This is a genomic window from Collimonas sp. OK607 (genome assembly GCF_900111995.1).
Lineage (GTDB): Bacteria > Pseudomonadota > Gammaproteobacteria > Burkholderiales > Burkholderiaceae_D > Collimonas.
This window is the reverse complement of the sequence record NZ_FOKF01000021.1, coordinates 20,947-42,375: the sequence shown is the minus strand read 5'-3', so window position 1 is coordinate 42,375 and position 21,429 is coordinate 20,947. Positions and strand designations below refer to the sequence as shown.

The window sequence follows — 21,429 nt, the reverse complement described above, 5'->3', positions numbered from 1 at the left end:
GCGAAAGTGGTGGCGCATGCACATTGTTTGTCATCCTCGCGTCACATTGCCTCCTTACAATCAAACATGTCATATTGGTAAGCGTCAAGATATTCAAATCGCAACGCTCTATTCCCCTTATCACTCTACCGACCGGATCATGACTTTTCCATTGCTCAATCGCGAACTCGGTGTGCTTGCCTTTAACGAGCGTGTCCTGGCCCAGGCCGAAGATCCTGCCGTGCCTTTACTGGAGCGACTGCGTTTCGTCTGTATCACCAGCAGCAACCTGGATGAGTTTTCCGAGATCCGGATGTCCGGCTTGCAAGAGCAGATCAGGGTGGCCGTGGATGGCATGACACCGGACGGAATGTCGTTGCAACATGCTTACAGCACCATCAGCGAGCGTGCGCAGAAACTGGTGGCGCGCCAGTACGCTTTGTTCAACGACGTGTTGCTGCCGGCCTTGAACGCGGAGGGTATCGCTTTCTATCAGGAATCCGAGTGGAATGATGAGCAAACCGCCTGGGCGCATGAATTTTTCAAGACTGAGCTGCTGCCGGTACTAACACCTATCGGCCTCGACCCGGCTCATCCTTTCCCGCGGGTGCTCAACAAGAGCCTGAATTTCGCGGTCAAATTAAGTGGCAAGGATGCCTTCGGCCGCGAGACCGAACTTGCCATCGTGCAGGCGCCGCGGGTCTTGCCGCGCCTGGTCCGGATGCCGGAGCATTTGTCGGCCCACGCATATGGCTTTGTGCTGCTGAGCAGTTTCATGCAGCGCTTTGTCGGCGAACTGTTTCCGGGTTTGTCGATCGGCGGCTGTTATCAATTCCGGGTCACGCGTAACAGCGACCTGTTTGTCGATGAAGACGAAGTTACCGATCTGCGGCTGGCGTTACAGGGCGAGTTGCCGACCCGTCAGCTGGGCAATGCCGTACGCCTGGAAGTGGCGGATGGTACGCCGGCATCGCTGGTGCAACGTCTCCTGACCCAGAACGGCCTGGCGCCTGCCGATTGTTATCGCGTCAACGGTGCGGTTAACCTGGTGCGCCTGATGCCCTTGCCGGATCTGGTCGACCGGCCCGACTTGAAATTCACGCCGCATACGCCGGTGCTGCCGAAGGCCTTCGTGACTGGTGCTTCGGTATTCGATGTGATCGATCAGAACGATGTATTGCTGCACCATCCCTATGAAAGTTTTCAGCCGGTGCTGGAGTTGCTGCAGCAGGCTGCGATCGATCCCGATGTGCTGGCCATCAAGCAAACCATTTATCGCACCGGCAACGATTCACCGCTGATGAGCGCGCTGATGCAGGCGGCCAAGAATGGCAAGGAAGTCACGGTGGTGCTGGAACTGATGGCGCGCTTTGACGAAGAAACCAATATCGGCTGGGCGGCCAAGCTGGAGGCGGTTGGCGCCCACGTGGTGTATGGCGTGTTCGGCTACAAGACGCACGCCAAGATGTTGCTGATCGTACGCCGCAAGCGCCACGCCAAACATACCAAATTGAAGCGTTATGTGCATCTGGGCACCGGTAACTATCATCCGAAAACCGCGCGTCTTTATACCGACTTCGGCTTGATGACCAGCGACGATAAAATTTGCGAAGACGTGCATAACGTGTTCCAGCAACTGACCGGTTTTGGCAAGCAAGTACCGCTCAAGCGCCTGTGGCAATCGCCGTTTACTTTGCACGCAAATGTGCTGCACGCAATCCAGAAAGAAGTCGACGCCGCCAAGGCCGGCAAGCAGGGTTACATCATCGCCAAGATGAACGCCTTGCTGGAACCTACGGTGATTGAAGCCTTGTATCTGGCTTCCCAGGCGGGCGTCAAGATCCAGTTGTTGATCCGCGGCGTGTGCGCTTTGCAGCCAGGCGTGCCCGGCTTATCGGAAAACATCAAGGTGCGTTCCGTTATCGGGCGCTTTCTTGAGCATCACCGGGTATTCTATTTTTATGCCGACGGTGAAGAACATGTGATGCTGTCCAGCGCCGACTGGATGGATCGCAATTTATTCCGTCGTATCGAAACAGCGTTCCCGATCCTGGACGGCAAGCTCAAGCGGCGTGTGATCGAAGAGAGCTTGCTGATACATTTGCAAGATAATGCATCGGCCTGGGATATGGATAGCGAAGGCCGCTATAAACGGGCCAACCCTGGCGATGCTACGCCCCTGGTCAGCCAGATCGATTTGTTGTCGCGCTTTTAATTTGCGTTTTTAATTTGATTTGTGAGCTTGCCCGAGCTTGGTTTCCAGGCGGCTTTGCAAGCGCTCGAAGCACAAGCTCAGGCACCAGTAAATCGCCGCGGCAGCCAGATACAGCGGCAAGGGGCGGAAGGTAACCGCAATGATTTCCTTGGTGGCCAACATTAACTCCGTCACGGTGATGACCGACACCAGTGAGGTATCCTTGATCAGGCTGATCAAGGTATTGCTCATCGATGGCACCGCAATCCGGATTGCCTGAGGAATGATGATATAGCGCAGCGTCTGCCAGTAATTCAGGCCGATGCTGTAACTGGCGGACCATTGTCCTGTGTGCACGCCGACAATGGCGCCGCGCAGGCTTTCCGACAGATAGGCGCCGGCATTCAGGCTCAACGCCAGGACGCCCGCGGTCAACGGCGAGAAGCTGATTCCTATGCTCGGCAGGCCGTAATAAATCACAAAGATCTGCACTAGCAGCGGGGTGCCGCGCATCAGGCTGACATAGGTGCTGGCCGGCCAGCGCGCCAGGCGTGACGGCAATATGCGGGCAATCGCTAATGGGAAGCCGAGCAGCAGTCCGCCCAGCATTGAGGCCACCGCAAACACCAGTGTGTAACCCACGCCGCGAAACAAAGTCGGCCCCGCTTGCTGAAGCAAATCTAGTAATTCCATATTGTCTTTTTTAAACCTAGATTTTCTTGCTTAAAAAAACATCCCCGCGATGGGCGGGGATGTCTGGTCTGACTGAAGTGTAACGTGAATTCCGTTACTGCGCCGATGGCGCTTTGCTAACGTCAAAGCCGAACCACTTGAATGAGACTTGCTTGAAACTGCCGTCTTTCAGGATCTCGTCCAGCGCTTTATTCAAAGCTGCTTCAAATTTAGGGTTGCCTTTTTGGAAAGGAATACCGATTTTATCGATATCGCCAAAAGTGGCGCCAGCCTTCAATGGCAGATTCGAGGTTTTCAGCAGATAGCCCACCAGCAGCCGGTCATTCAAGGCTGCATCGATACGGCCGCTAGCCAGGTCAGCCAGGTACTCAGGCGAGCCAGGATAGGTTTTGACATCGATACCTGGGACAGCCTTGGCCTTTTGTTCGAAATTGGTGCCTTGGCCCAGGCCGAGTTTGTAGCCCTTCAGCGATTCCAGGGTCGGGAAGCTGCGCTTCTCGTCTTTCCTGATGATCAATTGCGCCGTGGACAGGGTGTACGGTTGAGAAAAGTCGAAGGCTTTTTGACGCGCTTCGGTGATCCCGACCTGGTTGATGATGACATCGTATTTGCCGGCGCCGAGACCGGCCAGGATGCCGCTCCATTCGGTTGTCGTGAATTCAGGTTTCACGCCCAGCTTGGCCGCCAGCAATTTGGCTACGTCAACCTCAAAGCCATCCAGCTGGCCGCTTTTCGGATCTTTGAAATTGAACGGAGGATAGTTGCCTTCCATCGCCACCTTCAGGGTGCCACGGGCTTTGACAGTATCCAGCAGGTCAGCTGCGAACGCGTTGAGCGTGACGCCGGTGATCAGTATCGCGGCTGCAATCTTGCTCAGTTTTGACAGTGTAGTGGCCATTTCTTTTCCTTTGGTTGGTAGCGATTGGTAGCACTATGTTAAGCGTTTTTCCCTGCAAATGTGAAATGATGGTTTTGCGACTTTATATGCACTTATTGTCTTTGCATTTCAGGAAAATATCAGCTATCGCCGATCTAGGCAATTTACGGTTTGCCGGGTTTGCTTATTTTCTTGCGCATGGCCAGATCGGTAGTCAGTACCGCAAACTGTTGATATAGCTCCGCGATCTGCGGTTGCCATTGCTGGACTGCCTGATATTGCCTGGCGACAGTCGCCAGGTCGCCGCGTGCGATCGGGCCGGTGAGGGCGGTTGCCGGACCAAGCCGAAAAGCATTGGCCGCGCTTTCAGACAGTAACGGTTCGATCAGTTTCAAGGCAAGCTCAGGGGGAATACCAGCCGCAACGTAAGCCTGTTGCGCGACATCGATCAGCGTCACCTGATAGTTGGAAGCGAATACTGCCGCAGCGTGGTACAGGGTCTTTTGTTCGCGCCGGATTTCTACCGATTGGGCGCCGATGGCGCTGAATGCGGGGCCGAGAACCGCCAGCGCGGCGGCGTCGCCCTCACTACCGCACCAGGTGCCGTCGAAATGGTCGGCTACCTGCTGTGGATCGGCAAAGCTGCGAATGGGGTGGATGCTTGCGACGGCCGCGCCTTGTGCGGTAGCGGCAGCCAGTTCAAGCGACGACAGCGCGCCGCTGCAATGAAACACGATACTGCCCGGATGCAGTTTGCCGGCGGCGGCAAGGGCGTTGCAACAAGCGGCGATCTGGTCGTCGCTTGTTGCAATCAGATAGATATCGGCGCTGCGCAGACCGGCATGATCTGCCGTTACGCTGCCGGCGCCGATGAAGGCGCAGGCCTGTTGTGCGCTGGCAGTGGAACGGTTCAGGATGTCGAGCAAGACAAAAGTCTGGCGATCGTGCCAAAGCCGGCCCAGAGTCTGGCCGACTTTGCCGCACCCGATGATACTTAAGCTTAGGGTGTGAGGACGGCGTTGGCCGCCGTCCGGCATCGTGCTTGATTGCTTGGTTAGTTGCCCAGCAGCTCCAGCGCTTCCTGTTGCTCCAGCCATTCCGCCTCCAGTTGCGTCAGTTCCTTGGCATAAAACGCCTGATCAGCCAGCAGCGTCGCCAATTCCTTTTTCTTGTCTTTATCGTAGATTTCCGGATCGGCCAGGCGCGTATCGACAGTATGCTTCTGCGCGCTGCGTTTGGCGATCTGTTCATCCAGGCGCTTGATGCGCGATTCGATCGGCTTCTTCTGCGCTGCCAGCTTTTGCCGCGCTTCGGCTTCCGCACGTTTTTGTTCGCGGCGGTCGGCATTGTCGACCACGGGAGCCGCTGCCGGAGCGACTGCGCTAGCGATTTTTGCCTTGCTGCTGGCTTTCGGCAGCGTCGCATCGGTCGCACTGTTTTTAGCCGCCAGCTTGGTCTTGAACAGCCAGTCCTTGTAATCGTCCAGGTCGCCATCGAATGGTGCTACCTTGCCGTCGGCGACGATGATGAACTGATCGGTAGTGGCACGCAACAGATGGCGATCATGTGACACCAGCACCAATGTGCCTTCGAACTGCGCCAGCGCCATGGTCAGCGCTTCGCGGGTTTCCAGGTCCAGATGGTTGGTCGGTTCATCCAGCAGCAGCAGGTTAGGGCGCTGCCAGACGATCAGGGCCAGCGCCAGGCGTGCCTTTTCGCCGCCGGAAAATGGTGCGATCGAACTGGTAACCATCGGGCCGTTGAAATTGAAGCTGCCGAGGAAATTGCGCAACTCTTGTTCGCGCACGGTTGGCGCGATCTTGCCCATGTGCCACAACGGCGATTCGTCATGGCGCAGCATTTCCACCTGGTGCTGGGCGAAGTAGCCGATCGACAAGCCCTTGCCGAACTGGGCGTCGCCGTGCAATGGTTTGAGTTCTTCTGCGATGGTTTTGATGAAGGTCGATTTACCGGCGCCGTTGACGCCCAGCAGGCCGATACGCTGACCAATCTGCAAAGAGAAATTGATACCGGCGATGATCACCTTTTCGGTGACGTCATGGCTGGTTTCGCTTTCGGTGCGGTAGCCGGCGCTTACATCTTCCATCACCAGCAAGGGATTAGGTGCGCTCAGCGGTACCCGGAATTCGAAGGAGAACTCAGCTGCTGCACGTAGCGGCGCCAACTCTTCCATCTTGGCCAGGGCCTTCATCCGGCTTTGAGCCTGACGCGCTTTGCTGGCCTGGGCCTTGAAGCGGTTGATGAACGATTCCAGATGCGCACGCTGGCGCATCTGCTTTTCCAAAGTACCTGCAGCCAGTTCCAGCTGCGCAGAACGCTGGCGCTCGAACGAGGAATAGTTACCGGAGTAACGCTTCAGCTTGCGCTCATCGATATGCACGATGACATTGACCACACCGTCGAGGAAGTCGCGGTCATGGGAAATGATGATCAGGGTGCCGGGATAGCGCTTGAGCCAGTCTTCCAGCCAGATGATGGCATCCAGGTCCAAGTGATTGGTGGGTTCATCGAGCAGCAGCAGGTCGGACGGGCACATCAGCGCTTGCGCCAGGTTCAGGCGCATGCGCCAGCCGCCGGAGAAGCTGGCCACCGGCTGATCCATCTGCGCCAGCGAGAAGCCGAGGCCGGTCAGCAATTGCTCGGCGCGCGAACGCACCGTGTAAGCATCGGCATCGGCCAGGGCGCTATACAGTTCGCCGATCAAAATGCCGTTGGAAGTGGTTTCCGGTTCACTTTCGAGGAACGCCAGTTCTTCTTCCAGGCGGCGCAGGGTGACGTCGCCATCGATAGCGTATTCAATCGCAGGACGATCCAGCGCCGGGGTTTCCTGAGCAACGTAGGCCATGCGCCATTTCGTCGGGAAATCGATCTCGCCGAGGTCGGCATGCAGCTCCCCGCGCAGCAGCCCGAACAGGCTGGACTTGCCGGCGCCGTTAGCGCCGATCAGGCCGATCTTGTCGCCCGGGTTAAGGGTGACGTCGACATTGTCGAGCAAAGGCTTGACGCCGCGCATCAGGGAAACTTGTTGAAAACGTATCATGTCTACTATCTGCTAACTATCTTGCTAAATGAGTGGCCATGCATGTGTTTAAAACAACATGCAGGTTGTGATGGTCTTGTTTGCTGCTTATTTACTGCTTATTTGTTGCTGCATGAGCGCACGGCCCATGCAGGCAGCTTGTGATTTAAGGCAATTGGTCTGCTGTCAGCAGGAATACCATGTCGTCGCCGGCGCTGGTCGATACCCAGGTCATTTCCAGATCCGGGAACGCGGCTTCGGCGAAGGCGCGCTCGTTGCCGATTTCGACTACGAGTACACCGTTGGGTGTCAAACGTTGCTTGGCGCCGGCAACAATCTTGCGCACCAGGTCCATGCCGTCGCTACCGCCGGCCAGGGCGATTTGCGGTTCACGCAGATATTCCGGCGGTAACTTGTCCATCGAACCGGAATTGACATACGGCGGGTTGGTGACGATCAGATCGTATTTTTTTGCCGGAACCTTGCTGTACAGGTCGGACTCGATCAGCGTGATGCGATCCTGCAATTCGTAGTCATCGACATTGCGACGTGCCACAGCCAATGCATCGGCCGAAATATCCGCAGTGTCGACATGGGCCTGCGGGAAAGCATCCGCCAGCATGATAGGCAGGCATCCGGAGCCGGTGCACAGTTCCAGGATATTGCTGACAGCTTCAGGATCTTGCAGCCATGGCGAGAAATGGTCAGGAATCAATTCTGCGATGAACGAACGTGGCACGATCACGCGCTGGTCGACGTAAAAACGGTATTCGCCCAGCCAGGCTTCATTGGTAATGTAGGCGGCAGGAACGCGATCGGTGCTGCGTTTTTCAATTACTTGCAGTACGGCGTCGATTTCATGCGGCAGCAGGCGCGCATCGAAAAACGGCTCGATCTTGTCCAGCGGCAGCTTCAGCGTATGCAGGATCAGGTAGGCGGCCTCATCCAGCGCGTTGCTGCTGCCGTGGCCGAAGAACAGGCCGGCGGTATTGAAGCGGGTTACTGCATAGCGCAGCAAGTCGCGGATGGAGGTAAAGGATTGTGGTGTCATGGTGCAAATTATAAAGGTAGGGCGGATATGCGGCGACTTGGCCGCCGAGGTCGCAAAAGTGTCAGGCGGATTTTATCGGAAATGCCATGCCGAATGGGTCTTAGCGAGACAAGAAGCGCGCTAAGACCTTGATTTTGTTGTTATTTGTTCAAATTAGAGCAAATAAGGCCGCAACAATGTGCGGCCGTCTGTGGCTGTGCATCGTTTGTGCAACATTAAACGGATGAAGGTGGCAGCAGATTTTCCAGGGTACGGCGATAAATGTTTTTCAGCGGATCGATAAACTGGACTTCCACGTGCTCGTCGATCTTGTGGATGCTGGCGTTTGGTGGCCCGAATTCGATCACTTGCGGGCAGATCTGCGCAATGAAACGTCCGTCCGAGGTGCCGCCGGTAGTCGATAATTCGGTGTTGATGCCGGTTTCCGCCTTGATCGCAGAAGAGATGGCTTCGCTCAGCGTGCCGCGCGGCGTCAGGAACGGCCGGCCGCCTACGGTCCAGGCGAGGGTATATTCCAGGCCGTGCTTGTCCAGGATCGCGTGCACCCGTTGCTGCAAACCTTCGACAGTGCTGGCGGTGGAGAAGCGGAAGTTGAAATCGATCACGACTTCGCCCGGGATCACATTGGAGGCGCCGGTGCCGCCGTGGATATTCGACATCTGCCAGGAGGTCGGCAGGTAGTATTCATTCGCCTCATCCCATTTTTCAGCAGCCAGTTCCGCCAGCGCCGGAGCCGCCAGGTGAATCGGGTTTTTTGCCAGCTGTGGATAGGCGATGTGGCCCTGCACGCCTTTGACCGTAAGTTTGCCGGACATGGTGCCGCGGCGGCCGTTCTTGATCATGTCGCCCAGGGTCGAGCTGGAAGTCGGTTCGCCGACGATGCAGTAATCGAGTTGCTCGCTGCGTGCCTTCAGTTTTTCGCAGACCACCACGGTGCCGTCGGTAGCCGGGCCTTCTTCATCGCTGGTAATCAAAAAGGCGATGGAGCCGGAATGGTCCGGGCGGGCTTGCGTGAATTCTTCTACCGCAACCACCATGGCAGCAATCGAGGTCTTCATGTCTGCTGCGCCACGGCCGTAAAGCCTACCGTCGCGGTGGCTAGGCAGGAACGGATCGGATTGCCATTGTTCGCGCGGGCCGGTCGGCACCACGTCGGTGTGGCCGGCGAATACCAGCAGCGGCCGTGCAGTGCCCTTGCGCGCCCATAAATTGGTGACGTCGCCGGACTGGATAGTTTCGCAGGCAAAGCCGAGCGGCGCCAGCAATTCGATCAGGAGCGCCTGGCAGCCTTTGTCTTGTGGTGTGACGGAGGATAGTGCAATCAACTCTTCGGCCAGCGCCAGGGTTTTGCTCTCGATGGGGTTTGTCATGAATTCTGCTGCTTATTTGTTAAATTGGTTTGTTGAATTGCTGGCCGGGTTATTAGTTACCCTATTAGCTACCTTACTGGCTGAATATCTCTTGGTACAGCGCGTCCGAAAAGCCGACATATGTGTTCTTGCCGGTGAACAGCACCGGCCGCTTGATGATAGATGGCAGCTCCATCATCAATGGCGTAGCGCTGATGCCGTCGGTGATGCCGTTGCGGCGTTGTTCCGACAAGCCGCGCCAGGTAGTGCCCTTGCGGTTCACCAGCGTATCCCAGGGCACATCCGCCAGCCAGGTCGTGATCAGTTGCGCCGTGACGCCGTCTTTCTTGAAATTGTGAAACGTGTATGCGATCTCCTGGTCTTCCAGCCAGGTGCGGGCTTTCTTGACTGTGTCGCAATTGGGAATGCCGTAAAGAGTAATTGCCATAGATTGAATGCGGTTTGGTGTGGATGTGACCTACAGGTCCAGTGTGAATTCGGTAAAAGTAGCGCCTTCGACGCGTTCCGGTTCCGGCGCCACCGGTGTCGAATTCTTTTTGGAATTCGGCGTGTGGTTGTTGATCAGCCAGTACAGGTTGCTTGGAGAATCGGCGTGCGCCAGCGCTTCGTCCTGGGTGATGACGCCATCGTCGATCAATTGCATCAGCGCCTGCTCGAAGGTTTGCGAACCTGGCGCCAGGCTCTTCTCCATCGCTTCCTTGATCTGGCTGATATTGTCTTCTTCAATCAGTTCAGAGACGTGGCGGGTGTTGAGCATGATTTCGACCGCCGGGGTGCGCTCGCCATCGACGGTAGTGACCAGCCGTTGCGACACAATCGCAGCCAGGGTCGATGCCAGGTCTTCCAGCAGTGCCGGCCGGTTTTCCATCGGATAAAAACTGATGATGCGGTTCAGCGCACGGTAGGTATTGTTGGCATGCAGCGTCGATACAACCAGATGGCCGGACTGGGCATAGGCCATGGCGGCCGACATGGTTTCCTTGTCGCGGATTTCACCGATCAGGATGCAATCAGGCGCTTGCCGCAACGCGTTCTTCAAGGCGCCGTTGAGGTCGGTAGTATCGCTACCGATTTCGCGCTGGTTGACGATGGAACGGTGATTGTGGAACAGGAATTCGATAGGGTCTTCCAGGGTCAGGATATGGCCTGCCTGGGTTTTATTGCGATAGTCCAGCATCGAGGCGATAGTCGTCGATTTGCCGGAACCGGTGGCGCCCACCACTAACAGCAAACCGCGCTTGCGGCCGATCAGTTCGACCAGTGCAGGCGGCAGGCGCAGTTCTTCAAATGCTGGAATCTGGTAGGGGATATAACGGATCACGGCGGAAATGCTGCCGCGCTGGCGGAACGCCGACAGCCGGAAACTGCCGACGCCGGCTACCGGCAAACCGAGATTCAATTCATTGTTGCGTTCCAGTTCTTGCAGGCGCTCGGCGGACAGCACTTCATTCAACAGCATCTGGATAGTGTGTTCATCCATGTTCTGCTGATTGACCGGGAGCATCTGGCCCTTGATCTTCAGATGAATCGGCGAACCAGGCGCCAGGAACATGTCCGACGCACTCTTTTCCTGCATCAGATGAAACAAGCGATCCATTGCCATCAAAAAGCTCCTTAAATTATTTTTCTTCGCAATCCAACTGTTTATCTGATCAGGCGCAGGGTGGGCACAGGTGCCCACGCGTTATTTCAAATTCATCACCGTGCTTGTCTCGGTAACGCGTGGGCAAAAAGACTTGCCCACCCTACGTGTCGGAGACAAAGTAATTATCAGGCTTCGCGCAGCAGCTCGTTGATACCGGTCTTGGCACGAGTCTTGGCATCGACACGCTTGACGATGACTGCGCAATACAAGCTGTATTTGCCATCTGGCGAGGGCAAGCTGCCGGAAACCACCACCGAACCCGAAGGGATGCGGCCGTAAGTTACTTCACCGGTAGCGCGGTCGTAAATCTTGGTCGACTGGCCGATGTAGACGCCCATCGAAATCACCGAGTTTTCTTCAACGATCACGCCTTCGACGATTTCCGAACGGGCGCCGATGAAGCAGTTGTCTTCGATGATGGTCGGGTTGGCTTGCATTGGCTCAAGTACGCCGCCGATGCCGACGCCGCCGGACAAGTGAACGTTCTTGCCGATCTGTGCGCAGGAACCGACAGTGGCCCAGGTGTCGACCATGGTGCCTTCATCGACATACGCGCCGATGTTGACGTAGGAAGGCATCAGGACCACGTTCTTGCCGATGAAGCTGCCGTGACGCGCAACTGCCGGCGGCACCACGCGGAAGCCGCCCTTGGCGAAATCTTCTGCGGTGTAGTTGGCGAACTTGGTCGGGACTTTGTCGTAGAACTGCATGTTGTCGCCGGCCGGCATAGGCAGGTTGTCTTCCAGGCGGAACGACAGCAGTACGGCCTTCTTGATCCATTGATTGACTACCCAGTTGCCGTCGATCTTTTCGGCGACGCGCAAGGCGCCCTGGTTCAGTTCGGCGATAACCTTGGCGACCGCTTCGCGGACATCGGCCGGTGCAGTCTTAGGTGAGAATTCGGTGCGCTGTTCCCAGGCCTGGTCGATAAATGCTTGCAGAGATTGAGTCATGATGGTTCGCAGATTGAAAGTTTAAAAACGTGAATTTCATCATGGCGACGATAGCAACGATAGCAACACGTCGTCATGATGCAATAAGTAAGATCAGGGCGTAGCTCTATAGGCCGCGGCAGAAAGCGGCAATTCGTTGCGCTGCTTCGAGGCATTCTTCCACCTCAGCCACCAGCGCCATGCGGATCCGTTGCCGGCCCGGGTTGCTGCCATGGGCGTCGCGCGCCAGATAGCTGCCAGGTAATACCGTAACATTATATTCGGCATATAGCCGCTTGGCGAAGTCCGTATCGGAGATGTTTGCCAATTTGTCTACCTTGGCCCACAGGTAAAAGCCGGCATCAGGCAACGCCACATCCAGCACGGTTTGCAGCACTGGCGTAACTTGTTGAAATTTAGCCATGTATTTGGCGCGGTTTTCGACGACGTGGGTTTCGTCGTTCCAGGCGGCGACCGAAGCCGCTTGCACTGGCGGGCTCATGGCGCCGCCGTGATAGGTACGATACAGCAGGAATTTTTTCAGGATGGCGGCATCGCCGGCCACAAAACCTGAGCGCATGCCCGGCACATTGGAGCGCTTCGACAAACTGGAGAAGGCGATCAGGCGTGGATAGCCGGTACGGCCCAGGATATTTGCCGCTTGCAGTCCACCCAAAGGCGCTTCCGGCTTGAAATAAATCTCGGAATAGCATTCATCGGCCGCAATCACGAAACCGTGACGATCCGACAGCGCGAACAGTTCTTTCCAGTCTTCCAGCGACAATACGGCGCCGGTCGGGTTGCCGGGCGAGCACAGATACAGCAGCTTGACGCGCGGCCAGACATCGTCCGGCACGCTGCGGTAATCCGGGGCGAAGTTGCGGGCTGGGTCGGAGTTGACGAAATACGGCTGGGCGCCCGACAGGTAGGCAGCGCCTTCGTAAATTTGGTAAAACGGATTGGGGCACATCACCAATGCATCTGCCTGGCTCGGATCGACCACCGTCTGCGCCAGCGCAAACAACGCTTCGCGTGAACCGTTGACCGGCAGGATCTGAGTCGCCGGATCGAGCGGCGGCAAACCGTAGCGGCGCTCCAGCCAGCCGGCGATCGCGGCCCGCAATGGTTCTGCGCCGATGGTGCTGGGATAGCTGGCCAGGCCGTTCAGATTGTCGCTCAGCGCTTGCTGGATAAACTTCGGAGTCGGATGCTTAGGTTCGCCGATTCCCAGGCTGATCGGCTTGTATGCCGGGTTGGGCGTGACGTCTGCGAATAACACGCGCAGTTTTTCAAACGGATACGGCTGCAGCCGGTCTAGTAATGGATTCACGTGGCTAATTGATGATGATGTTGATGATGAATGAATAACAAAATGAAATAAAGAAAAGCGGCTATAAGTCACGCACAGCGTGACTTATAGCCTGGACTGCCCTGTTTGCATTATATACAGAAGCGGGACTTTGATCGCCGCCGTTGCCCGGTTTTGAGAGTGAGTGAGAGCGAAAAACGCCGATTCGATGTGATTTTTTCAGCTTTCCATTGTCTTCTTGAACTTTTTTGATGCTTTGGCCCCAAACCGGAGGTCAATCTTTCCCGCTCGTAGCAGTCATCAGATCGTCTATATGGCAGGACGGAATGTTATGATGTCGACCTCCTGCGAGGTTTTTCCTCGTTTTATAGTGTTAAGTGTGACGGCCGCTTTTTCGCCGACTTTGATAAGAATTGTCGATAACGTGCGTTTAACCTCCATTAAATTATCAGGATTCAAGTCTTTCGTTGATCCCACCAATTTCCAGGTCCCCGGCCAGCTGGTCGGTGTGGTCGGGCCTAATGGTTGCGGCAAGTCCAACATCATCGACGCTGTGCGCTGGGTTTTGGGTGAATCCAAGGCTTCCGAGTTGCGCGGCGAATCGATGCAGGACGTCATTTTCAACGGATCTTCACATCGCAAGCCGGCCGGCCGCTCATCGGTTGAGCTGGTATTCGACAACGGTCTTGGCAAAGCGGCCGGACAGTGGAGCCAGTATGCTGAAATCGCCGTCAAGCGCACTTTGACGCGCGACGGCACTTCGACGTACTACATCAACAACCAGGCGGTACGGCGGCGCGACATCCAGGATATTTTCATGGGCACCGGCCTTGGTCCGCGTGCTTACGCGATCATCGGCCAGGGCATGATTTCGCGCATCATCGAGGCGCGTCCCGAAGAACTGCGGGTTTTCCTGGAAGAGGCCGCCGGCGTTTCCAAGTACAAGGAACGCCGCCGCGAAACAGAGAATCGCCTGAACGACACGCGCGAAAACCTGGTGCGGGTTGAGGATATCCTGCGTGAACTTAACGCGAATCTGGCGAAACTGCAGTCGCAGGCGGCGGTCGCCCAAAAATTCCATGAGTTGCAAGGCGACCAGGAAGAAAAGCAAAAACTGCTGTGGCTGTTGCGCAAGAACGAAGCCAAGACCGAGCAGGAAAAATATTTCCGCGAGATTGAAAAAGCGCAAACCGATCTGGAAGAGCAAACCGCCAAGCTGCGCCATGTCGAGACCGAGCTGGAACATATGCGCCAGGCGCATTATGCCGCCGGCGACCGCATGCACCAGGCGCAAGGCCATCTGTACCAGACCAATTCCGAAATCGGCAGCCTGGAAGCGCAGATCAAGTTTGTCATCGAATCGCGTAACCGGCTGCAATCGCAACTCAATTCATTGACCGCGCAGCGTGATCAGTGGCAACGCCAGGGTACTCAATTCCAGGACGACCTGGTCGAGGCCGAGATGCATCTGGAAGAGTTGGCGGCGCGGGTCGAGCAATCGCAAGTGGCGTCGCAGCAGCACAACGACCAGTTGCCGGCGTTGGAACAAAGCTGGCGCGAAGCACAACTGAAGAGCACTGAATCGCGCGGCAAGATCATGCAGATCCAGCAGCAGATCGAACTGGAATCCACCCACCAGCGCAATGCCTCGAATATCCTGAACGGCCTGAGCAGCCGGCGCGAACGGCTGGCGCAGGAAAAGAACGGTTTGAACCTGCCGGACAACGCTCATCTCACCAATTTGCGCATGCAACTGGAGGAGAAGCAGGCCGGCCTGGAAGAGATCGGCATGCAACTGGAAGAGGCGCAGGAACAACAGCCGCGCCTGGAAGAAGAACGGCGTAACGCGCAGCAGCAAGTCAATACGGAAAGCGCCAACAACGCCCAGCTGGAAGCACGCCTGACAGCGCTCAAGCAATTGCAGGAAAGCGTACAGACTGAAGGCAAGGTTCAACCCTGGCTGGAAAAACACGAACTGGCAGGATTGCCGCGCTTGTGGCAAAAGCTGCATATCGACGGCGGCTGGGAAACGGCGCTGGAGTCAGTGCTGCGCGAGCGGACTTCGGCCCTGGAAATGTCGAACCTGGATTGGGCCAAGGCCTTCTTCAATGATGCCCCACCGGCCAAGCTGGCCTTGTTCTCACCCAATGGCGTGGCGCCTGTAGATAACACCGAAACGCCTGCCGGTCTCAAGTCATTCCTGAGTTTGTTGCAACTGAACGATCCGGGTTTGCGCGTGCTGATGCAGGATTGGCTGCACAATTTCTACGCTGCCGACGACACGGTGACCGCATTCGCCGAGCGCAGTAAACTGCCGCTTGGCGCCAGCTTTGTTACGCGCCAGGGCCATGTGATCAGCAAGACCGGCGTACGTTTCTATGCTTCCGATTCGGAGCAGGACGGCATGCTGGCGCGCCAGCAGGAAATCGAAAACATCACCAAGCAATTGCGCGCCCAGCAGATGCTGGCTGACGAAGCGCGTTCGCGTTCGGTGCGTGCCGAAGCGGCGCTGTCGCAGGCAACCCAGCGGCTGCAGGAGATGCGCCAGCGCCACACCGGCCTGACGCAGGCGGTGCATGGCTTGCAGATCGACGTCATGAAATTGTCTGAGCTGCAGGAGCGTTTCAATCAACGCAGTTCGCAAATTTCTTCCGATCTGGCTGAAATCGCGGCGCAGGAAAGCGAGCAGCAGCAAGTCAAGATGGAATCGGAAGCCAAGTTCGAGCAACTCGACATGGAGTTGGCCGAACTGCAAGAGAAGCACGAAGACGGACAAACCGACTACCTGGGCAAGGAACAACAGCTCAACGATGCCCGCCAGCGTCTGCGGGAGATGGAGCGCGCTGCGCAAGAAGCGGAATTTGCCGAGAAATCCCATCGCAACAAGATCGAAGAGCTAAAGCGCAGCATCGCCACCGCGCTGGAGCAGGCGGCACAGTTGTTTGCCAATATGCAGCAGGGCCATCTCGAACTGGAGAGCCTGGACGATCAGGCCGCGCAAGCCGGTTTGCAAGACTTGCTGGACAAGCGCAGCGAGCAGGAGCGTGCGCTGGCCGATACCCGTCATGAACTGGACCAGGTATCGCAGAATTTGCGCCAGCATGAAGAAACCCGCCTGCAAGCCGAGCGCAGCCTGCAGCCGCAGCGCGACCGCATCATGGAATTGCAACTGAAAGAGCAGGCGGCGCGTCTGAACCAGGAACAATACGTGCAGCAGTTGCTCGAAGCGCAGGCCGACGAGGCTGCATTGAGCGAGAAGCTGACCGCCGACATGCGGCCATCCTATCTGCAAGGCGAAGTGACGCGTCTGACCAACGCTATCGGCGCGCTGGGCGCAGTCAATCTGGCGGCGCTGGATGAGCTGGCGCAAGCGTCCGAACGCAAGAATTTCCTGGATGCGCAAAACGCCGACCTGACCGAGGCCATCAATACCTTGCAGGATGCGATTCACAAGATCGACAAGGAAACCCGCGACCTGTTGCAAGACACTTTCGACAAGGTCAACCTGCATTTTGCCGAACTGTTCCCGATCCTGTTCGGCGGCGGCCAGGCCAAACTGATCATGACCGGCGACGAAATCCTCGACTCCGGCGTGCAAGTCATGGCGCAACCGCCGGGCAAGAAGAATGCCACGATTCACTTGCTGTCAGGCGGTGAAAAAGCACTCACCGCGACTGCCCTGGTGTTTTCGATGTTCCAGCTGAATCCGGCGCCGTTCTGTTTGCTGGACGAAGTTGACGCGCCGCTCGACGATGCCAATACCGAACGTTTCTGCAATATGGTGAAGCGGATGTCGGCCCATACTCAGTTCCTGTTCATTTCGCATAACAAGATTGCGATGGAAATGGCGCAGCAGTTGATCGGGGTGACGATGCAAGAGCAGGGCGTATCGCGGATTGTGGCCGTCGATATGGAAGCAGCCAGAAGTTTTGCCAGCGACCCGGTGCCGGCTTAAGGCTAAAACGGCAGTTTGATTAGCTGAAATCGGCTTGAAATCAGCTTTAACTCGCTTTAATTCCAGCTTGATAACTTTTTATGATGACACTAGGCTGATTTTCTGGTTTTATTACAATATATTGTAAAAATTGGCGCGATAACATACGTTTGCTGCGCGTGCAGTTGTAGGGTGGGCAGTTTTTTTTGCCCACGCGGTGCCGGTAACGGGTACCCGAGGTGAATCTAAGGTCACGCGTGGGCACCGGTGCCCACCCTACGCAAATTTAGAAGTGTTTTTTCCTTATTAAGGCATCAGCAGAATGACAGATCTACAAACCAGCCTGTTTATCATTGGAGGCGCGTTTCTTGTTGGCGTCATTTCCTACAACAAATGGCAGGAATACAAAGCCAAGAAGAGTGTTGAACGGGCGTTTTCCGGATCGCATGACGATGTGCTGATGACCCCCGGTAAGACTTCTGCCAAGGAAAACGGCGAAGCGCCGGCGCGCCATGAGCCAAAGCTGTTTGAACCCGAGCTTGATACGGACGATATGTCGGCATTGCCGCACGACGATCTGGAGCAAAGCGCTGAGCAGCAGGCTATCGAACCGCAACTTGGCAATCCAGTGACTGCATCTGCATCCGCTCCGGTCGCGCGCAAGGATCTGCCGGTAGACGAGTTGATCGATTGCGCCATTCCGCTGGCGCTGGAAGCACCGGTGCGCGGCGACAAGGCATTGCCGGCATTGCAAACCTTGCGTCACGTCGGCAACAAGCCTATCCATTTTATCGGCGAAGATGCAAACGGCGAATGGGAGCCGGTGGCGCATGGCGGCATCTACACCACCTTGCTGGCCGGTGTGCAGTTGGCCAATCGCACCAACCCGCTGAATGAAATCGAATATTCCGAACTGGTGACCCGTTTACGCCAGATCGCCGATGACCTGGGCGCTGAACCGGATCTCCCGGATATGTCGGAAGTGATGCACACGGCGCGTGGTTTGCATCAGTTCGTGATCGAGCATGATGCGCAGCTGGGCGTGAATATCCAGTCCAACGGTGCGCCTTGGGCGATCAGCACCTTGCTGGCGGCACTGACCCGTCAAGGTTTCGATGCCCGGCCGGAAGGCCGCATGGTGATGTCGGATGGCGAGGGCGGTCTGCTGTTCTCACTGTCTACGAATGCCAGCGCGGTGGCGGAAACCACCAGCCGCCTGACCTTGTTGCTCGACGTGCCGCGGGTTGCTCCCGACCGTGACGGCTATGGCGCAATGGTGGCTTGCGCGCGTTCGCTGGCTGCACGTCTTGGCGGAGTGCTGGTCGATGACAGCAACCAACCGCTGGCCGATGTGCAGCTGGCCGAGATTGCCGGTCAGGTCGATGCCTTTTACCGTGAAATGGATGCCGCTGAAATTCCAGCCGGTTCGATTCGGGCTTTGCGTCTATTCAGTTAATTATGCCTTCTTCTTTATCTCAAGCAGGTGGCCCGGGAACTGCTCCCGATGCCGCCGAATGGCGCCTGCGCGCCGCCTGGCTGGCGGCTGAATTAAACCGCCATAACCATTCTTATTACGTACTCGATAATCCGTCGATTCCTGATGCCGAGTACGATCAGCTGTTCCGCGAATTGCAAGCGCTGGAACAAGCGCATCCAGAACTCAATACACCGGATTCACCGACCCAGCGGGTCGGCGCTGCGCCGCTGCCGTTATTCGAGCAGGTCACGCATTCGATACCGATGCTGTCCCTGGGTAACGGTTTTGAAGACAACGATATCGTCGAGTTCGACCGTCGCGTCAGGGATGGCCTCGATACCCAGACTGACACCGAGATTGAATACGCCGCCGAGTTGAAGTTTGACGGGCTGGCCATCAATTTGCGCTACGAGGATGGCGTGCTGGTGCAGGCCGCCACTCGCGGTGACGGCACTACCGGTGAAAACGTCACCGCCAACATCCGTACCGTGCGCGCAATTCCGTTACGGCTGCATACCGACCAGCCGCCGAAGGTGCTGGACGTGCGTGGCGAAGTGCTGATGTTCAAGGAAGATTTCGCCAAACTCAACGCCCGCCAGCGCGAGGCGGACATGAAAGAATTCGCCAATCCGCGCAATGCAGCGGCCGGCAGTTTGCGGCAACTCGATTCACGTATTACGGCACAACGCACCTTGCGCTTTTTCGCCTACGGCATTGGTGCGCTGGAAGGCGCCGAGATGCCGCCATCGCACTCGGCCCTGCTGGATTGGTATAGCCAGCTCGGATTACCGGTGTGCAAGGAACGTGGCGTTGTCAAAGGCGCTGCCGGCCTGCTGGAATTTTTCCGTGGCATCGGTAGCAAGCGCCCGCAACTGCCATACGAAATCGATGGCGTTGTCTATAAAGTGAATCGCTTGCTGCAACAGCAGACTTTGGGATTCGTGTCGCGTGCGCCGCGCTTTGCGCTGGCGCATAAATTCCCGGCCGAAGAAGCCACTACCCAGGTGCTGGATATCGAAGTGCAGATCGGCCGTACTGGCGCTGTCACTCCGGTGGCGCGTCTGGCGCCGGTGTTTGTCGGCGGTGTTACGGTGACCAATGCAACCTTGCATAATGAGGATGAAGTACGGCGCAAGGATATACATATCGGCGACACGGTGATTGTGCGGCGTGCCGGTGATGTGATTCCGGAAGTGGTGTCGTTTGTGCCGGAACTGCGGCCGGCGAACGCGCAGCCGTTCGTCATGCCAACCGAGTGCCCGATTTGCGGCTCTGCCATCGTCAAGCTGGAAGATGAAGCCATCGCACGTTGCTCCGGCGGCTGGGTGAAGTGTGCGGCGCAGCGCAAGGGTGGCTTGCAGCATTTTGCATCGCGGCGGGCGATGGACATTGAAGGCCTGGGCGATCAATTGATCGAACAACTTGTCGATCGCCAACTCATATTCACAGCGGCTGATCTGTACAAATTAGGATTGGTGAAACTGGCCGCGCTGGAACGCATGGCCGACAAATCCGCCCAAAATGTATTGTCCGCGCTCGAAAAATCCAAATCGACTACCTTGGGCCGTTTCATTTATGCGCTCGGTATCCGCCATGTCGGCGAGGCAACAGCGAAAGAGCTGGCGACGCATTTCGGCAGCATAGACGGGTTGCTGCAGGCTTCTGAAGAGCAACTGCTGGAAGTCGCCGATATCGGCCCGGTGGTGGCACGATCACTGCTGGCTTTCTTTGCCGATCCGCTGAATCGAGAGCTGGTTGAACAATTGCGGGCAGCCGGAATTCACTGGCCGGAGAACTTGCCGGCCGAAACGGCGTCAAAGTTCTTGTTAGGTAAGACCTTCGTGCTGACCGGCAGCCTGCCGACCCTGACCCGCGATGCAGCAGCTGCCATGATTGAGGCGGCCGGCGGCAAGGTGACGGGCTCGGTTTCTAAGAAGACCAGTTATGTGGTCGCGGGCGCCGAGGCCGGCAGCAAACTCACTAAAGCGGAAGAGTTGAACATCCCGATCCTGGATGAAGATGCGCTTCGCACTCTTTTAGAAAGCGAGCATGAGCAAAATTAGAAAAGCAGTATTTCCCGTTGCCGGCCTGGGCAGCCGATTTTTGCCTGCCACCAAGGCGCAGCCGAAAGAAATGCTGCCAATCGTCGACAAACCGTTGATCCAGTATGCGGTGGAAGAGGCGGTTGCCGCCGGCATCACCGATATGGTGTTCATTACCGGCCGCAACAAACGGGCGATCGAAGATCACTTCGACAAGGCCTATGAGCTGGAAACCGAATTGGAAGCAGCCGGCAAGGATCGCCTGCTAGAGCTGGTGCAAAATGTTATTCCTAAGCATATCAACTGCATTTTTATCCGCCAGTCCGAAATGCTCGGTCTCGGACATGCCGTGTTGTGCGCGCGTCCGGTGGTTGGCGATGATCCTTTCGCGGTCCTGCTGGCGGACGATTTCATGGATGTTGCGGCCGGATACAAGCCGGTACTGGCACAGATGACCGATATCTTCGCCACCGAAAAATCCAGCATGCTTGCAGTGCAAGATGTGCCGCGTGCCGATACCAAGCAATACGGGATCGTCAGCATCGACCCGTACAAGACCGGTCTGGAAAAGGTCAACAGCATCGTCGAGAAACCTCGGCCGGAAGAAGCTCCTTCAACTCTCGCAGTGGTGGGACGTTATGTGCTGACCAATGGCATTTTCGATTGCCTGGAAGGCCTTGGCAAGGGCGCCGGCGGCGAAATCCAGCTGACTGACGGTATCGCCGCCTTGATGAAAAGCGAGCGCGTGCTGGCATATCGTTACGCCGGACAGCGTTATGATTGCGGTTCCAAGCTGGGTTATCTGAAAGCGACATTGGCGATGGGCCTGAAGCATCCGGAGACCGGCGCCGAATTTGCCGAGTATCTGAAACAATATAAATAATCA

15 protein-coding genes are annotated in these 21,429 nt (G+C 56.7%); 5 read left to right on the top strand and 10 right to left on the bottom strand.

From position 1 onward, the window contains the following. Positions 1 to 139 precede the first annotated feature (139 nt). Positions 140 to 2,194, top strand: coding sequence for a polyphosphate kinase 1 (ppk1, locus tag BM029_RS15225; protein WP_092437407.1), 2,055 nt, complete (start codon positions 140 to 142; stop codon positions 2,192 to 2,194). A gap of 9 nt (positions 2,195 to 2,203) precedes the next feature. On the opposite strand, the gene BM029_RS15220 is transcribed toward ppk1, so the two are convergent. From BM029_RS15220 to dapC, 10 genes are all read right to left on the bottom strand, one after another. Next, a complete protein-coding gene (locus BM029_RS15220; protein WP_092416737.1) occupies positions 2,204 to 2,866 on the bottom strand; it encodes an amino acid ABC transporter permease in 663 nt (220 codons plus the stop codon). 94 nt (positions 2,867 to 2,960) lie between these two features. Further along, positions 2,961 to 3,764 carry a transporter substrate-binding domain-containing protein gene (locus BM029_RS15215; RefSeq protein WP_092437405.1) on the bottom strand — a complete coding sequence of 268 codons (804 nt, stop codon included), beginning with the start codon at positions 3,762 to 3,764 and terminating at the stop codon, positions 2,961 to 2,963. Between the two features lie 143 nt (positions 3,765 to 3,907). After that, complete coding sequence (locus tag BM029_RS15210; protein WP_092437403.1) at positions 3,908 to 4,840, bottom strand: Rossmann-like and DUF2520 domain-containing protein; 933 nt, start codon at positions 4,838 to 4,840, stop codon at positions 3,908 to 3,910. After that, on the bottom strand, positions 4,798 to 6,804 hold the full coding sequence (locus BM029_RS15205; protein WP_092437401.1) for an ATP-binding cassette domain-containing protein: 2,007 nt from the start codon (positions 6,802 to 6,804) through the stop codon (positions 4,798 to 4,800). Before BM029_RS15205 ends, BM029_RS15210 begins: the two co-directional genes overlap by 43 nt. A gap of 145 nt (positions 6,805 to 6,949) precedes the next feature. Then, entirely contained in the window at positions 6,950 to 7,834 is an 885-nt protein-coding gene (gene prmB, locus BM029_RS15200) for a 50S ribosomal protein L3 N(5)-glutamine methyltransferase (RefSeq protein WP_092437399.1), read from the bottom strand. Positions 7,835 to 8,049: 215 nt separating this feature from the next. Continuing rightward, on the bottom strand, positions 8,050 to 9,204 hold the full coding sequence (dapE, locus tag BM029_RS15195) for a succinyl-diaminopimelate desuccinylase (RefSeq protein WP_092437397.1): 1,155 nt from the start codon (positions 9,202 to 9,204) through the stop codon (positions 8,050 to 8,052). Between the two features lie 73 nt (positions 9,205 to 9,277). Then, positions 9,278 to 9,631, bottom strand: a complete 354-nt coding sequence (locus BM029_RS15190; protein ID WP_092416743.1) for an ArsC family reductase — start codon at positions 9,629 to 9,631, stop codon at positions 9,278 to 9,280. 30 nt (positions 9,632 to 9,661) lie between these two features. Next, positions 9,662 to 10,807 carry a PilT/PilU family type 4a pilus ATPase gene (locus tag BM029_RS15185; RefSeq protein WP_092437395.1) on the bottom strand — a complete coding sequence of 382 codons (1,146 nt, stop codon included), beginning with the start codon at positions 10,805 to 10,807 and terminating at the stop codon, positions 9,662 to 9,664. A gap of 167 nt (positions 10,808 to 10,974) precedes the next feature. Next, positions 10,975 to 11,802, bottom strand: coding sequence for a 2,3,4,5-tetrahydropyridine-2,6-dicarboxylate N-succinyltransferase (dapD, locus tag BM029_RS15180; protein ID WP_092437393.1), 828 nt, complete (start codon positions 11,800 to 11,802; stop codon positions 10,975 to 10,977). A 106-nt stretch (positions 11,803 to 11,908) separates the two neighbouring features. Then, complete coding sequence (gene dapC / locus BM029_RS15175) at positions 11,909 to 13,111, bottom strand: succinyldiaminopimelate transaminase (protein ID WP_092437391.1); 1,203 nt, start codon at positions 13,109 to 13,111, stop codon at positions 11,909 to 11,911. A gap of 403 nt (positions 13,112 to 13,514) precedes the next feature. Between dapC and smc the strand changes: the two genes are divergently transcribed. The 4 genes from smc (at position 13,515) to galU (ending at position 21,426) form a co-directional block, all read left to right on the top strand. Continuing rightward, the gene (gene smc / locus BM029_RS15170) at positions 13,515 to 17,045 is read left to right on the top strand and encodes a chromosome segregation protein SMC (protein WP_092437476.1); all 3,531 of its coding nucleotides are present in this window, start codon (positions 13,515 to 13,517) and stop codon (positions 17,043 to 17,045) included. 301 nt (positions 17,046 to 17,346) lie between these two features. Next, the gene (locus BM029_RS15165) at positions 17,347 to 18,480 is read left to right on the top strand and encodes a cell division protein ZipA C-terminal FtsZ-binding domain-containing protein (protein ID WP_092437390.1); all 1,134 of its coding nucleotides are present in this window, start codon (positions 17,347 to 17,349) and stop codon (positions 18,478 to 18,480) included. 2 nt (positions 18,481 to 18,482) lie between these two features. Further along, positions 18,483 to 20,564, top strand: a complete 2,082-nt coding sequence (gene ligA / locus BM029_RS15160; RefSeq protein WP_092437388.1) for an NAD-dependent DNA ligase LigA — start codon at positions 18,483 to 18,485, stop codon at positions 20,562 to 20,564. Further along, a complete protein-coding gene (gene galU, locus BM029_RS15155) occupies positions 20,551 to 21,426 on the top strand; it encodes a UTP--glucose-1-phosphate uridylyltransferase GalU (RefSeq protein ID WP_092437386.1) in 876 nt (291 codons plus the stop codon). Before ligA ends, galU begins: the two co-directional genes overlap by 14 nt. The last annotated feature ends 3 nt before the right edge of the window (positions 21,427 to 21,429 follow it).